16 protein-coding genes are annotated in these 15,511 nt (G+C 57.3%); 11 read left to right on the top strand and 5 right to left on the bottom strand.

Annotation, left to right across the window (positions count from 1 at the left end; all coding sequences use genetic code 11):
- The 11 genes from AC2FC2_RS25055 to pdxR form a co-directional block, all read left to right on the top strand.
- Positions 1-216: PaaD-like zinc ribbon domain-containing protein (locus AC2FC2_RS25055; protein WP_490660078.1), on the top strand; the 216-nt coding region annotated here is incomplete at its 5' end.
- 8 nt (positions 217-224) lie between these two features.
- Positions 225-1,283, top strand: a complete 1,059-nt coding sequence (gene paaE, locus AC2FC2_RS25050) for a 1,2-phenylacetyl-CoA epoxidase subunit PaaE (RefSeq protein ID WP_265554007.1) — start codon at positions 225-227, stop codon at positions 1,281-1,283.
- 9 nt (positions 1,284-1,292) lie between these two features.
- On the top strand, positions 1,293-2,066 hold the full coding sequence (paaF, locus tag AC2FC2_RS25045) for a 2,3-dehydroadipyl-CoA hydratase PaaF (protein WP_265554009.1): 774 nt from the start codon (positions 1,293-1,295) through the stop codon (positions 2,064-2,066).
- Positions 2,067-2,069: 3 nt separating this feature from the next.
- Positions 2,070-2,861 (top strand): 2-(1,2-epoxy-1,2-dihydrophenyl)acetyl-CoA isomerase PaaG, encoded by a 792-nt coding sequence (gene paaG / locus AC2FC2_RS25040; RefSeq protein ID WP_265554012.1) that lies wholly within the window; start codon positions 2,070-2,072, stop codon positions 2,859-2,861.
- Positions 2,862-2,863: 2 nt separating this feature from the next.
- A complete protein-coding gene (locus tag AC2FC2_RS25035; protein ID WP_490660077.1) occupies positions 2,864-4,381 on the top strand; it encodes a 3-hydroxyacyl-CoA dehydrogenase in 1,518 nt (505 codons plus the stop codon).
- Positions 4,381-4,821: a hydroxyphenylacetyl-CoA thioesterase PaaI gene (paaI, locus tag AC2FC2_RS25030; protein WP_209636129.1), complete on the top strand. Its 441-nt coding sequence runs from the start codon at positions 4,381-4,383 to the stop codon at positions 4,819-4,821. Before AC2FC2_RS25035 ends, paaI begins: the two co-directional genes overlap by 1 nt.
- Positions 4,818-6,023 (top strand): 3-oxoadipyl-CoA thiolase, encoded by a 1,206-nt coding sequence (pcaF, locus tag AC2FC2_RS25025; RefSeq protein ID WP_490309019.1) that lies wholly within the window; start codon positions 4,818-4,820, stop codon positions 6,021-6,023. The genes paaI and pcaF overlap by 4 nt, the downstream gene beginning before the upstream one ends.
- 15 nt (positions 6,024-6,038) lie before the next feature.
- Positions 6,039-7,346, top strand: a complete 1,308-nt coding sequence (gene paaK, locus AC2FC2_RS25020) for a phenylacetate--CoA ligase PaaK (RefSeq protein ID WP_037417225.1) — start codon at positions 6,039-6,041, stop codon at positions 7,344-7,346.
- A gap of 78 nt (positions 7,347-7,424) precedes the next feature.
- A complete protein-coding gene (gene paaX / locus AC2FC2_RS25015) occupies positions 7,425-8,363 on the top strand; it encodes a phenylacetic acid degradation operon negative regulatory protein PaaX (protein ID WP_209635727.1) in 939 nt (312 codons plus the stop codon).
- Positions 8,364-8,375: 12 nt separating this feature from the next.
- On the top strand, positions 8,376-8,972 hold the full coding sequence (gene paaY / locus AC2FC2_RS25010) for a phenylacetic acid degradation protein PaaY (RefSeq protein ID WP_265554022.1): 597 nt from the start codon (positions 8,376-8,378) through the stop codon (positions 8,970-8,972).
- Positions 8,973-9,053: 81 nt separating this feature from the next.
- Positions 9,054-10,538 carry a MocR-like pyridoxine biosynthesis transcription factor PdxR gene (gene pdxR / locus AC2FC2_RS25005; RefSeq protein WP_490660076.1) on the top strand — a complete coding sequence of 495 codons (1,485 nt, stop codon included), beginning with the start codon at positions 9,054-9,056 and terminating at the stop codon, positions 10,536-10,538.
- Between the two features lie 21 nt (positions 10,539-10,559).
- Here pdxR and AC2FC2_RS25000 read toward each other — a convergent pair whose 3' ends face one another.
- The 5 genes from AC2FC2_RS25000 to AC2FC2_RS24980 all read right to left on the bottom strand — a co-directional run bounded on the left by AC2FC2_RS25000 (position 10,560) and on the right by AC2FC2_RS24980 (position 15,468).
- Positions 10,560-11,477 (bottom strand): DMT family transporter, encoded by a 918-nt coding sequence (locus tag AC2FC2_RS25000; RefSeq protein WP_490309017.1) that lies wholly within the window; start codon positions 11,475-11,477, stop codon positions 10,560-10,562.
- Between the two features lie 95 nt (positions 11,478-11,572).
- Positions 11,573-12,973 carry an amino acid permease gene (locus AC2FC2_RS24995; RefSeq protein WP_209635736.1) on the bottom strand — a complete coding sequence of 467 codons (1,401 nt, stop codon included), beginning with the start codon at positions 12,971-12,973 and terminating at the stop codon, positions 11,573-11,575.
- 18 nt (positions 12,974-12,991) lie between these two features.
- Complete coding sequence (locus tag AC2FC2_RS24990) at positions 12,992-14,179, bottom strand: amino acid aminotransferase (RefSeq protein ID WP_490660075.1); 1,188 nt, start codon at positions 14,177-14,179, stop codon at positions 12,992-12,994.
- A gap of 116 nt (positions 14,180-14,295) precedes the next feature.
- The gene (locus AC2FC2_RS24985; RefSeq protein WP_209635740.1) at positions 14,296-14,670 is read right to left on the bottom strand and encodes a RidA family protein; all 375 of its coding nucleotides are present in this window, start codon (positions 14,668-14,670) and stop codon (positions 14,296-14,298) included.
- A gap of 3 nt (positions 14,671-14,673) precedes the next feature.
- Positions 14,674-15,468, bottom strand: coding sequence for an alpha/beta hydrolase (locus AC2FC2_RS24980; RefSeq protein WP_490309013.1), 795 nt, complete (start codon positions 15,466-15,468; stop codon positions 14,674-14,676).
- Positions 15,469-15,511 lie beyond the last annotated feature (43 nt).

Genomic DNA, 15,511 nt, shown 5'->3' with positions numbered 1-15,511 from the left:
ATGAACGCCGCTGCACGCGCACGGCTGCGCGAATATGGCGTTGCGCCGCCACAGGGGCAAACCTGTGACAAACCGCAGTTGCACGGCCCGGTACCTTGCCCGCGTTGTGGCAGCACTCACAGCGAGAAAATCAGCGAATTTGGTTCCACTGCTTGCAAGGCGTTGTACCGCTGCTGCGATTGCCGTGAACCCTTCGATTACTTCAAATGTATTTAGGAAACGCCATGACGGTCTTCCATCGCCTGAACGTCGCCGCCATCGAGCGCGAAACGCCGGACGCCGTAGCCATCACACTGCGGGTGCCCGAAGAACTCAAAGGTCACTATCGCTACACGCCGGGTCAACATCTGACGCTCAAGGCGCAGATTGACGGTGAAGAGTTACGTCGCTGCTATTCCATATGCAGTTCGCCGCAGGAGGGGCTGTTGCAGATTGGCGTTAAAGCCATTCACCAGGGGCGATTCTCCTCGTTCGTTAACCGCATGCTGAAGGTCGGTGACGCGCTGGAGGTCATGGTGCCACAAGGGCGTTTCGGCTATCAGCCACAGGCAGAAAATAGCGGTAACTATCTGGCCATTGCCGCCGGTTCCGGTATTACGCCAATGCTGTCGATCATCAAAGCCACGCTACAACTCGAACCACGCAGCAGCTTCACGTTAATTTACGGCAATCGCAGCAGCCGTTCGATGATGTTCAAAGAAGCACTGTCCGATCTGAAAAACCGCTACCCGCAGCGCTTTCAGCCACTCTATATGTTCAGCCAGGAAAACCTGGACAGCCCTTTGCTGAGTGGTCGTATTGACCGCGAGCACCTGCTGGCTATCGGCAAGACCCTGCTGGATTACCCTGACTATGACCACGCCTTTATCTGCGGGCCTGAAGCCATGATGGACGATGCCCAAAGCGTGCTGGAACAGGCCGGCGTGCCCACTGGGCACATTCATAGTGAACGTTTTAACACCAGCGGCATTGCCGCTCGGCCGGTCAATGATGGCAATCGTAACGCCACCCAGGTGGAAATCTTGCTTGATGGTCGTCGCGTGAATATCGAGGTTGGCGCACAGGACGACAGCATTCTTGATGCAGCGCTGCGTCAAGGCGCCGATTTGCCCTATGCGTGCAAAGGTGGGGTATGCGCCACCTGCAAATGCCGTTTAAAGGCCGGCCAGGTGGATATGGCCGTCAACTACAGCCTGGAGCCGGATCAGTTGGCGGCAGGTTACGTATTGAGCTGCCAGTCGTGGCCTCGCGGCGACGGTGTGGTCTTGGACTTTGACGTATAGGAGCCACCAATGGAAACCCCTTTGATCCTGCGACAGCAACACCAGCGCGTGGTGACACTGACGCTCCACCGCCCAGAGGCCCGCAACGCCCTGAACACCCCGTGCCTGGAACAGCTGGTTTATTTGCTGGAACACGCCGACGCCGACACCGGCGTTGGCGCCGTGGTCATTACCGGTGCCGCCCGTTTCTTTGCAGCCGGTGCCGATCTGCATGAGCTGCAGCAACAAGATCTGCCCGCAGCGCTGACAGATCGTCGCCCGTTGCTGTGGCAACGGCTGGCACAATTTAGCAAACCCCTGCTAGCGGCAGTGAACGGTTATGCGCTGGGTGCAGGCTGCGAACTGGCCCTGGCCTGCGACATCGTTATCTGCGGTGAAAGCGCCCGCTTTGGCCTACCGGAAATTACCCTCGGCTTGATGCCGGGTGCCGGTGGCACACAGCGATTAATCCGCTGCGTCGGTAAGTCTCGAGCCAGCCAAATGGTGCTGACAGGAGAAGCCATTACCGCCGCAAGTGCATTGCAAGCCGGATTGGTCAGTGAGGTATGCGTAGATGCACTCACGCTGGAACGCACACAGCAGATAGCTGAACGCATCAGCCTACAAGCACCGCTGGCACTCCGTGCCGCCAAACAGGCTCTGAAACAGGCTGAAGAAACCGGCCTTAGCCAGGGGCTGGCCATTGAACGTCAGCAATTCGTCACTCTGGCGGCCACCGACGATCGCCGTGAAGGCATCGCCGCCTTCTTCGAAAAACGTACGCCAAACTATCAGGGGCGCTGATTTATGGATAATGCATTGATTCTCACCCACCTCGAAGCCGGGGTGCTGACCCTGACCCTCAACCGTCCGGACCGGCTCAACAGCTTTAACGATGAGATGCACCGCCAGTTAAGTGAAGCGCTCACTCTCGCTGAAAGGGACGACAAGGTACGCTGCCTGCTGATCACCGGAGCCGGGCGTGGTTTTTGCGCCGGACAAGATCTCAATGATCGCAATGTCAGCGTTGAGCAACAGGCACCCGACCTCGGTCTGTCAGTGGAACGTTTCTATAACCCGCTGATCCGCCGCCTGACCGCCTTGCCAAAACCGGTGGTATGCGCCGTCAATGGCGTAGCGGCAGGCGCTGGTGCTGCTCTGGCGCTCGCCTGCGATATCGTGATTGCCGCCGATAACGCCAACTTTATTCAGTCCTTCTGTCGTTTGGGCCTGGTACCGGATTCCGGCGGCAGCTGGTTCCTGCCACGCTTGGCAGGCCACGCCCGCGCCATGGGCATGGCCATGCTGGGTGACAAAATCAGCGCACAACAGGCGCTGGCCTGGGGCATGATCTGGCAAGTTGTGGCTGCGGATGAATTGGCGTCAACCAGCCAAACATTGGCACAGCACCTGGCCACTCAACCAACCTATGGGCTGGGGCTGATTAAAAAAGCCCTCTACAGTTCGGCGAACAACACCCTCGATCAGCAGCTTGATTTGGAGCGCGATCTACAGCGCCTCGGCGGCCGCAGCGACGACTACCGTGAAGGGGTCAGTGCCTTCTTCGCCAAACGCCCTCCTTCTTTCAGCGGGAAATGATCATGAACCTGCCGAACGTCAACGCAAGGGTCGCGGTGATCGGTGCCGGAACCATGGGGATAGGTATCGCCCACGTGGCGGCTCGCGCCGGGCATCAGGTACTGCTATTTGATATCGCCGCCACCGCTGCCCAACGGGCACTCGACGCGCTCGGGCAGCGGCTGCGTCTACGGGTTGCGTCTGGTAAGGCCGACGCTGCCAGCACCGAAGCGTTGCTGGCACGCATTCATCCGGTAGATGCATTGAGTCAACTGGCCGACAGCGAACTGGTGATTGAAGCGGTAGCAGAAAAACTGCCGATCAAACAGAGCCTGTTCCGCGAGCTGGAGGCCCTGTGCTCCCCTGACACTCTGTTTGCCAGCAACACATCATCATTGTCCATCACCGCCATTGCGGGAGCCTTACAGCACCCACAACGCCTGGCTGGTTTGCACTTCTTCAACCCAGCACCGCTGATGAAGCTGGTCGAGATCGTCAGCGGCCTGGACACCAGCGCCGAAACCGTGGCGACGCTGCAAGCGCTCACCCAACAATGGGGTAAACAAAGCGTCCTGTGCCGTTCCACACCCGGTTTTATTGTGAACCGCGTAGCACGGCCTTTTTATGCCGAAACCCTCCGCGCGTTGGAAGAACAGGTCGCCGATGCCACGACGCTCGATGCCGTGATGCGTGACGCGGGTGGCTTCGCCATGGGGCCACTGCAATTGACCGATATGATTGGTCAGGACGTCAACTACGCCGTGACCGAGTCCGTATTTCACGCCTTCTTCCAGGATCCCCGTTTTACACCCTCTCTGGTACAGCAAGAACTGGTCGCCGCCGGCCGTCTGGGGCGGAAAAGCGGCCAGGGGTTTTACCGTTATGGCGATCATCCTCAACCGGCTGCCACCTGCTTACCCGCCTCGCCCGCCGCGTTACCACGCAGTATCACGCTGCACGGCGATCCTGCGGGCATGACTCTGTTGGCCACTTTGCTGACGGAAAATGCGGTCACGATCAAACAACCTGGCCAGACCAGCGCATTTGCCCGGATAGATGAAGTTACATTTATGTTAACAAATGGTAAAACAGCTAGCCAAATCGCCGAGGAAACCGGGACCCCCGTGGTGCTGTTTGATCTGTCCGCCCACTATTCGCAGGCGTCCACCGTCGCCATAAGCTGCGCGGCGCAAAACGACGCCCGGCACAACGCCACGGTAGTGCGCCTGCTGCAATCCCTTGGCAAAAAAGTGATTCAGTTACCGGACTATCCCGGCCTGTTGGTCATGCGCACCCTCGCCATGCTGGCGAATGAAGCACTCGACGTGGTGAACAAGGGCGTTGCCAGTGCTGCCGATACCGATCGCGCCATGTGCTGCGGGGTCAATTACCCTCGTGGCCCGCTGGAATGGGCAGCCGCTCTGGGTTGGCAACAGATCCTGACCACGCTGGAAAACCTGCAACACTATTACGGTGAACCTCGCTACCGTCCCATGCCGCTGCTGCGCCACTACGCATCCCTCTCTTCAGGAGCCCAATGATGAACGCCAATACGCCCCATGCGCTGGCGCAACGCTGCGCCGAACAGATGTTTCAACAAGATACCTGCGCGCAGGCAATGGGCATGCGTGTGGATGCCGTAGACGCCGGTTTCGCCCGTGTCAGCATGACCGTCGGCCCGCAGATGCTCAATGGGCACCAGACGTGCCATGGCGGTCAACTGTTTAGCCTGGCGGATACCGCCTTCGCTTACGCCTGCAACAGCCAAGGGTTAGCCGCTGTCGCATCCGGCTGCAGCATCGATTTCATCCGCCCTGCGCTGGCAGGCGATCGCCTGACCGCCAGCGCCGAAGTACGCCATCAGGGCAAAACAACGGGGTTATATGACGTGGAAATCGTCAACCAACTGGGCAAAACCGTCGCCTGGTTCCGCGGCCGTGCACATCGCCTGGGCCACCACATTTTAGGGGAACAACCATGAAACAGGCGTTTATCTGCGACGGCGTCCGCACGCCAATAGGCCGTTACGGTGGTGCACTCGCCAACGTGCGTGCTGATGATTTAGCCGCGCTGCCGTTGCGTACTCTGCTGGCCCGCCATCCCCAGGTGGACTGGTCGTTGGTTGATGACGTGATCCTGGGTTGTGCCAATCAGGCCGGGGAAGATAACCGCAATTTGGCACGCATGGCGGCGCTACTGGCCGGTCTGCCGGTCAATGTGTCCGGTACCACCGTCAACCGTTTGTGTGGCTCAGGGTTGGACGCCCTGGCAATGGCGGCGCGCAGCATCAAAGCCGGTGACGCTGAGCTGGTATTGGCTGGCGGTGCGGAATCGATGACACGGGCACCGCTGGTGATGGGCAAGGCCGACAGTGCCTTCAGCCGCCAGGCACAACTGTATGACACCACCCTGGGCTGGCGTTTTATTAATCCGCTGATGCAGGCACAGTTCGGCACCGACTCGATGCCAGAAACAGCCGAAAACGTGGCGGCACAGTTCAACATCAGCCGTGCCGATCAAGATGCTTTCGCGCTGCGTAGCCAGCAACGCACTGCTCAGGCACAAGAGCGCGGATGGCTGGCGCAGGAAATTGAGCCGGTCAGCCTCAGCGGCAAAAAAGGCGTCGTCACGCTGTTCAGCCGGGACGAACATCCACGCGCAGACACTCAGTTGGCACAATTGCAGGCGCTGAAAACCCCGTTCCGCCAACCCGGCACGGTAACCGCTGGCAACGCATCCGGCTTGAATGACGGGGCAGCTGCGCTGATCGTCTCCTCTGAGAAAATGGCCCTAAGCCAGGGTTTAACGCCGCGGGCGCGTATCGTCGCCACCGCCACCTGCGGTGTCGAACCCAGTCTGATGGGCATGGGACCGCTGCCCGCGACCCGCAAGGTGCTGGAGATAGCCGGACTGAGTCTGGCGCAAATGGACGTGATTGAACTCAATGAGGCGTTTGCCGCCCAGGCGCTGGCCGTGCTGCGCCAGCTTGGCCTGCCTGACGACGCACCACAGGTAAACCCCAACGGCGGTGCGATCGCCCTGGGCCACCCGCTGGGTATGAGCGGTGCGCGTTTGGCGCTGGCCGCCCTGTTTGAACTGGAACGGCGTTCCGGTCGCTACGCACTGTGCACCATGTGCATCGGCGTCGGCCAAGGCATCGCCATGATTATTGAGCGAGTTTGATCCCCGAGGCTAACTATGACAACTAATCCACAGCCACTCGATGCCATTGAGTTCGCCTCGCGCGATGAGATTGAAGCGTTGCAATTGGAACGTCTGAAATGGACGCTTCACCACGCTTACAACAATGTGCCGATGTATAAACGCAAGTTCGATCAGGCGGGTGTCCACCCCGACGATCTCAAACAGCTGAGCGACCTGACCCGCTTCCCCTACACCACCAAGCAAGACCTGCGTGACAACTATCCCTTCGACACCTTCGCCGTGCCGATGGAGCAAGTGGTCCGTATTCATGCCTCGTCAGGGACCACGGGGCGGCCAACCGTCGTCGGCTACACCCAGCGGGACATCGATAATTGGGCGGATATTGTTGCGCGCAGCCTACGAGCCGCCGGTGCCACCGCCAAAGACAAGGTGCATGTGGCCTACGGCTATGGGTTGTTTACCGGCGGACTGGGGGCGCATTACGGTGCGGAGCGGCTTGGGGCAACGGTGATCCCGATGTCCGGTGGGCAAACGGAACGACAGGCCCAGTTAATCCTGGATTTCAAACCCGACGTGATCATGGTGACGCCTTCCTACTGTTTGACATTGATCGACGAGCTGGAGCGCAAAATGGGTGGCGACGCTCGCGGCTGTTCACTGCGTCTTGGGGTCTTCGGTGCCGAACCCTGGACCGAAGCGCTGCGGCACGAGATCGAAAGCCGCATGGGCATCAAGGCACTGGATATTTATGGTTTGTCCGAAGTGATGGGCCCTGGGGTCGCCATGGAGTGCGCAGAAAGCGGCGGTGGCCCAACGATCTGGGAAGACCACTTCCTGCCGGAGATCATCTGCCCGGAGACCGGCATCGCCCTGCCAGACGGACAGCACGGTGAACTGGTGTTCACCACCCTGACCAAAGAGGCGCTGCCGGTGATTCGCTATCGCACCCGCGATCTCACCCGCCTGCTGCCGGGCGACGCACGCCAAATGCGCCGAATGGGGAAAATTACCGGTCGCTCCGACGACATGCTGATCATCCGCGGCGTCAATGTCTTCCCGTCGCAGGTTGAAGAACAAATTATGCAGTTCGAACAGCTGTCACCGCATTATCAACTGCAAGTCAGCCGCAGCGGGCACCTGGATACGCTGGCGGTGCGCGTTGAATTGAAAGAAGCGGCGCTCAGCCTCAGCCACCAGCAACGCTGTGAGATCTGTCACCAGTTACGCCACCATATCAAGTCGATTATCGGCGTCAGCACCGACGTCAGCATCGCCAACTGTGGCGACATTCCGCGTTCGGAAGGCAAGGCCCAGCGCGTGGTTGACTTAAGACCGCGCTGATTCAACGGGCGTCACGGATGACGCCTTAATGAATTGTGGTAATGTTATGCTTCATCGACGGCTAACCCATGGAAAAATATGGAACATAAACTGGATGAGTTTATCCGCCATGCCATAGACGCTCAGCCGATCAGCGGCACCTCACTGATTATCTCCTTATACGGCGATGCGCTCAGCCATCGCGGTGGCGAGGTGTGGCTCGGTAGCCTGAGCGCGTTGCTGGAAGCGTTGGGCTTCGGCGATCGCTTTGTGCGCACTTCGGTATTTCGCCTGCAAAAAGAGGGCTGGCTGGACGTCGAAAAAATCGGCCGCCGCAGCTTTTATCGGGTGACCGAACAGGGCATGCGCCAATTCCGCCACGCCGAGTCGAAAATCTATCTCAGCGAACCACCCGCCTGGGATGGCAAATGGGATTTGCTGTTGCTGGAAGGGGCAGAAAAGAACGATCGCGCACGGCTAAAAAAAGAGCTGGGCTGGTTGGGGTTCGGTCAAATAGCCAATAACCTGATGGCCGCCCCGACGCACGTGCAAACCGACGTGACGGCGCTGCTCGGCGAACTTAACGCCAGCGAACAGGTGATCTATTTCCGTGCAGACTATCCCTATAATCGCTCAGAACAAACCTTGCAACAGATCGTGGCGAGCTGCTGGGCGCTGGCGGATGTTGCTGCCGATTATCACGAATTTATCGTTTCTTTCCGCCCGCTTATGGCGCTGCTGCGCGAAACCGATGACGTGCTGCTGACACCCCAGCGCTGTTTCCAGATTAAGCTATTATTGATCCACTTCTTCCGGCGCGTGGTGCTAAAAGATCCTTTACTGCCGGATGCCTTGCTGCCCACGCAGTGGGAGGGGCAAATCGCCCGTAATCTGTGCATCAATATTTATCAACGCGTGGATCGTGCCGCTACCGAGTATGTCAGCACGCTGGCAGAAACCACTATCGGTGCCCTGCCCGCCCCGGCAGCAGGCTATTACCGACGCTTTGGCGGCCTGCCGCGAGATCCTTCACTATAGGGAGCATTAGCTATGCCCGTGTATCAGATTGACGGCCTAACCCCAGTCGTAGACCCCAGCAGCTATGTACACCCGACGGCGGTGTTGATTGGCGATGTGATCGTCGGCAAACACGTTTATATCGGCCCAAACGCCAGCCTGCGCGGTGACTTTGGCCGATTGGTTATCTGCGACGGTGCCAATATTCAAGACAACTGCGTCATGCACGGTTTCCCGCAGCAAGACACCGTTGTGGAGCAAGATGGTCATATTGGCCATGGCGCGATCCTGCACGGCTGCCGCATCCGGCGCAACGCCATGGTCGGCATGAACGCCGTGATCATGGATGGCGCAGAGATCGGTGAGAATACCATCGTGGGGGCGATGGCATTCGTCAAGGCGGCCGCAGTGATCGACGCCAATAAATTGGTGGTCGGCAGCCCGGCGCGAGTCTTGCGCGATTTAACCGAACAGGAGCTGGCGTGGAAAGTGGCTGGCACACGCGAATACCACGATCTGGTATCGCGCTGTAAGTCTTCACTGCATGAGGTCGCGCCGCTAACCGCCATTGAACCTGACCGACAGCGCCTGTGCTTTGGCGACCACCTGATTCCGAAAAGTCAGCTTTAATTGCTGCCCCAACAGGCTATTGAGGGACAAAGTGGTTTAAAGTAATGCTCTTACTTACCCCATTTACCTGGACCGGAATAGATGCCCAGAACGGCCAAAACGGTTGACGTTCCTGCGATCGGCGAGCTTGACCGCCACGCAGGGCAACTCAGCCTGCAGCTTGCCCGAGCGTTACGGACTGCCATCAATAAGGGCGAACTGAAAGCGGGCGATCTCTTGCCCTCCACCCGCGTGCTGGCAAGCGCATTACAGCTTGCCAGAGGCACCGTACTGGCGGCCTTCGAACAACTGACCGCAGAGGGCTTCCTGGAGGCGCAACCCGGTTCGGGTACCCGCGTAGCCCTGTCACTCACACGCCAGCCCCCTGCTCCCGCTCCGCATTCCGAAGCCTGCGACATGCCGCTTTCCAGTCAGGCACAGGCGCTGGCAAGCTTTGCAGCACAGTTGCGGCCGCTGCCGCCAGTGCCCTTCACCGTGTCCGTACCAATCAACGATACCGCGCCCGACGATGTCTGGCGCCGGCTCGGTAACCGAATTCGCGCACGGGGACCCGGTGCCCCCGCCGGTTATGGCGAACCGCTCGGCGCATTGGCATTGCGCAAGGCCGTCTGTGAATACGTCCGTAAATCCCGCTCGGTGCTCTGTACACCCGAACAGGTCATTATCACCGCCGGTACTCAACAGGGTCTCTATCTCGCCACGCAAATTTTGCTGGATGCCGGTGACACGGCCTGGGTGGAAAACCCCGCCTATCACGGTATTACCGCCATCTTTAACAGCGTATTCAGGGATCGAATCATGGCCAGGGTCCCGGTAGATGAGGAAGGCATAGACATCGCGGCGGGTAAAAAGATCGCGCCACGGGCCAGAGCCGCCTTTGTCACCCCCTCTCATCAATACCCGTTATGCATGCCGATGAGTATGACCCGCCGACTCGAGCTGTTGGCATGGGCCAAGGAAAGCCGCGCCTGGATTGTTGAAGATGACTACGACAGCGAAATGCGCTATTCCGGTCATCCGTTCCCTTCATTACAGGGGGTGGATCCATCCAGAGTGATCTACCTGGGGACCTTCAGCAAGATCCTGTTTCCGTCGTTGCGGCTGGGTTATGCCATCGTGCCCACACCGTTAGTCGATGCCTTCTGTGGTGCCCGCGTGTTGATGGATCGCCACCCGCCCAGCGCCGACCAACACGTGCTGGCCAGTTTTATGGCGCAGGGGCATCTGGATCGCCATATACGCAGGATGCGGGGCGTGTATGCGGAAAAACGGCGTGTGCTCACCGGCGCCATTAACGCCCATATTTCTCCCGAACTGGCGGCCTTGCACCCCAGCGATCAAGGCATGCATATGCTACTATGGTTAAAGGCCGGGTTGGACGATCTGCAGGTTGTGCGCCAGGCAGCCGAAGCAGGTGTGGCCGTAAGCGCACTCTCACCCATGTATGCCAGCGGCAGCGGGAAAAGCGGGTTAATACTCGGGTTGGGCGGCTACGATGAAGCACAGATCCACCGTGCCGCCCAAACGCTCAATCAGGTACTGGTGTCGTTAGCCCACCCAGGGTAAGCCGAAACCTGCCCTCGCAGATTATCGCGAGAAACGCTTCGCGCCGTACACGCAAACCAACACCCCAACCATTACCGCAATCATGGATGGCTGGACAGTTTCATGCAGTATCAGTCCGGCAAGCGCCAGGCCGAAAAACGGTTGCAGCAGTTGCAGTTGCCCAACGGCGGCTATGCCGCCCAGCGCCAAACCACGATACCAAAAAATAAAACCTATCCACATGCTGAACAACGAAATGTAGCCCAGAGAAAGCCAGGCACCAAGACTGACCTGCGGCCATACCGTAGGGGCAGACCCCATGGCAACCGTTGCCGTTAGCGGTAACGCCACCACCAGCGCCCAGGAGATCACCTGCCACCCACCGAGTTTGCGCGTCAGTACCGCGCCTTCTGCATAACCCAGCCCGCAGAGCAGAACCGCAGCCACCATAAACACATCACCGATCCAGGAACCGCCGCTCCCCTGGCTCAGCGCGAAAGCGGCAACTAACATGCCGCCCAACATCGAAAACAGCCAGAACGCGGCCTTCGGTCGTTCCCCACCCCGCAGCACGCCGAAACACGCGGTTGCCAGCGGCAGCAGCCCGATGTACACCAGCGCATGAGCCGACGTGGTGTGCTGTAAAGCTAACGCCGTGAGCAAAGGAAAGCCAATGACCACCCCAACCGCCACCATCACCAGCGGCATGATGTCATGACGCTGCGGCCGGCGTTGGCGCATAACGCCCAGTGCAGCGATGGCCAGCAAAGCGGCAAGCACCGCCCGCATCGCGGTCAGGAACAGCGGATCAAACTCCAGCACCGCCAGTCGCGTCGCGGGCAAAGAACCGCTAAAAATCAACATCCCCAAAAAGCCGCTGGTCCACCCCTGGGCCGAGCGGCGTGCCTCCGCATCGCTAACCCGGACGATAACGCCATTTCTTTCTGTTTCACTGCGCATTGCAATACGACTCCACAATCCCGAAAGACCCTTTATTCTCCGGTTAAAGTGGTTTATTTACAGAGCCACATAATCACATTTTTTACTGAGCCAGTTTATTCCACACTCGGTGTTTCCATCGCAGCGGGCACCGGCTGATGACGACTATAGAAGTAATAGACTGCCACCAGCAGCAGGGTAAACGGGATGCCAAACCACAGGGTCATCTTGAAAAACTCGGTGAATGCCGTCGAAATCAACAGCGCGGTCATCAGTCCTGCCCCGGCCAGCGTGGTGTATGGAAAACCCCACATGCGGAATTTCAGGTGAGTGTGGCGATGCTGACGACGGAAAAACAGGTGGGTGACGAAAATCATCAACCAGGTAAAGCAGGCACCGTATACCGAAATGGACATCATGGCGGCGAACGATTTTTGCGGATACACCAGGCTCAGCACGATCGACACCACAATGCCGATACAGGACATCGCCAGTGCGCTTACCGGTATACCGCGTTGACTGACTCGCCCGAGCGCGGCCGGTGCTTGCCCGGCGCGTGACAACGAGAACATCATGCGCGTGGTGATATACAGCTGGCTGTTCATCGCCGAGAGCGCGGCCACCAGCACGATAAAATTGAAGATGCCGGCGGCGGCTGGCAAGTGGATCACGTTCATCGCCACCAGAAACGGGCTTTCGCCGGTACCGGATTGCCGCCAGGGAACAATTGCCAGCATCAGCGCAATCGACAGCATATAAAAAATAAACAGCCGCAAAATCGTGCCTTTGAACGCCGTTTTCACCGCGATCACCGGGTTTTTGGCTTCGCCGGCAGCCACCGCGATCATCTCAATGCTCAGATAGCTGAAAATGGACACGATCACCGCAAACCACATTCCCTTGACGCCAAACGGGAAGAAGCCGCCGTTTGCGGTAAAGTTTTGGATGCCAAAAGACGGGTTGCCGGAGAACACCAAAATACCGATACCAATAGCGATAAACGCCGCGATAGCGACCACCTTAATGGTCGACAGCGCATACTCGACCTGGCCGAATGACTTGACGCCAATAATGTTAATGACGATGACCGCCGCTGAGAACAACAGCACCCAAGGCCAGATTGGCGTGGTCGGGAACCAGAACTGCATATACATGCCAATGGCGGTGACCTCCGTCCCCACCGCCAGCACCACGCAGGACCAATAGGAATATCGCACCAGAAAACCAAACAGTGGGCTGATGTAAAACTCGGCGTAGTCACCGAATGAACCCGGTGTCGGGTGTTCGGAGGTCATTTCCGCCAAACACCCCATCAGCAGCAGCGCAACAACGCCGCCAATAAAATAGCTCAACAATACGCTGGGACCCGCCATCTGGATGGCATAGGCACTGCCGAGAAACAGCCCGGTACCGATCGCGCCACCTATCGCCAGCATCGACATCTGCCCAGCGGTGAGCTGTTTCTGCAAACCGCCCTGCCGCCGAGCTATTTCGTCAAAACCTTTCATCTGTTTCATAGCAGTGTCCTACCTTATTCACGCAGTACGGGTGACATCCAGAATGGCGGCAGTAACGTAGTCGACATTATTTTGATTTAAACCAGGCAGGCACATACGACCAGGCGCCACCAGATAAATGGCATAGTGTTGCCGTAACCGCTCAAGTTGCGCTTGGTTCAGGCCGGTGTAGCTGAACATGCCTTTCTGATCGCGGATACGGCGGTAGTCCAACTGCGAACCGCCCTGTTCCAGCCCCGTAGACAGGATTTGCCGCATCTGTTTGATACGCTGCCGCATGCCGGCCAGTTCGTCTTCCCACTGTTGCCGCAAGGTTTCGTCCGCCAGCAGCGTTTCCACAATCTGGCTACCGTGAATCGGGGGACACGAGTAACTGCGGCGGATCAGCGTTTTCAGCGCGCCTTTAACGTTCGCCGCACTCTCTGGGCTGGCACAACGAACTGAAAGCCCACCCAGTCGCTGGCCATATAACGCGACATTCTTTGAAAACGAGTTGGCAACCAAGAATGCCAGATCGGTTTTCAGTGCTTCGCGCAAGGCAAAACAGTCTTCTTCCAGGCCGTCACCAAAGCCCTGATAGGCAATATCAAAAAACGGCAACAGGCGACGACGCTGTAACACCTCAAGGGTGGCACGCCACTGCGCCTGGCTAAGATCGGTACCGGTTGGGTTATGACAACACGGGTGTAAAAGCACCACGCTGCCTTCTGGCAGGCTATTGAGCGTGTCCAGCATGGCGTCAAAGCGCAGACCGCCGTTCACCTCATCAAAGTACGGATAGGTATGTACCTTCAGCCCAGCGCCTTCAAAAATAGCCCAATGGTTCGCCCAGGTTGGATCAGACACCCAAATATCGTGGCGGGACAGGTAGTGATGAATAAAATCTGCCGCCAGCTTCAGAGCGCCAGAACCGCCAACACTCTGCACCGTGGTGATTGACGATGATGCCTGCTCACCAAATAACAATGCCTGAACCTGCTGGGCAAACAGCGCCGAGCCTTCGATCGGCGGATAACCGTGTGAGCGGTGCTGGTCGAGTAAGCGCCGTTCGGCCGCCTCAACCGCCTGCATCAGCGGGATTTTGCCCTGCCGATCGTAATAAAGGCCAATACCCAAATTCACTTTCTGTGTATTTTCGTCCTGCAAATAAGCTTCCATCAACGACATAATAGGATCGGGCGCAGAGCGGCCAATGTGATTAAACATAGCGATTCCTTAACTCATTATTTAATGAATTCTCAGGTGAACTTACTCAAGAATATATCTCATGCATTTAACGGTGCGACTCACTGAACAGCACCGTCAAATGTTATTGCGATAGGTTATTCGTCGACGGCACTCACCGTTATTTCTATTTTCATTCCTGGTACCACCAATTTATCTACAATCACCGTTGAGCGATTGGGATAAGGGTAATTAAAATAGTTCTTATAGATTTCATCGAGTAATTTAACGTCATTCACATCGGTGAGATAAACAATAACCTGCAAGACATTGTCGCTGTGGCTATTTGCCGCCTTCAGCGTCTGTGCAAGATTATCGAATGTCAGGGTAATCTGTTTTTCCGGCGCGCCTGTTTCTATCGTGCCGTCGGACCTCACCGGGCCATGGGCGGTGAACAACATGCCGCCACCTTTGGTCGCCCAGGAAAAAGGTTGGCCAATCTCCGGCAGGCCCGTGTCGATGATAGTGCGCATGGTTTATTTCCCCGTGGTGATTAACTGGCGGATCAGTGCCCCATCCCTGGCGAACAACGAATCCAGCACGTTGTAATGGTTCGCACCGGCAACCGGAACCAGGCTGACGGGCAGGTGTTTTTCATGCAGTGCCGTGTAATAGTGCTGCGACTGGCCAATCAGTTCCGGCAACTCTGCGTCGCCATAAAATAACGTCATGGGCTTTATACATTCAGGAATATGACGCGCCGGGCTCAGCCGGGCAATTTGCTGTGGGGTCAGCTGTAATTGCCGGTTAACATAAGTGTTTAACAAAGGCGCCAGTTCGAAAATACCGCTGATGGGCAACACCACATCGACGACCTCATGATGCTGCCAAAAGCTTGCCAGATGCCCGCCCGCAGAATGCCCACACAGATAAACCGGCGCTGAATTATCCTGCCCCAGCCGTTGTTGAACGGCACTCAGTGCGGCCCCCGTTTGCCGGCAAATATCGTCTAACGTGGCGTAAGGTGCCAGTGTATATTCCAGCAGCACAACATCAAAACCCAACGACAGGGGCATGTCGGCAATAAAAGCAAAATCATCTTTATTACAAAATTGCCAATAGCCGCCATGAATAAATATTAATGTGCCTTTATGCGCCTTGTCGGAATATAACCAATCGAAAACGTCCCGTGGAGAATTGCCGTAGGCAATATTACGCTCACTACGTACTTGGCGATAAACTTCCTGACTTCGTGTTTGAAACGACGTCAGGATCTCATCTTCATTGTCCACCGAAGCGCTGTTATCGTAATCCCCTGGAACAAGTTTCATATATTAAACTTCGTTTATTATTTAAGATATGCGTTAACTATTA

It is taken from the genome of Serratia sp. CoH_122_TC_1 (assembly GCF_058191755.1).
Note: the sequence above shows the minus strand (reverse complement) of the source record. Positions and strands in the feature narration are given on the sequence as shown.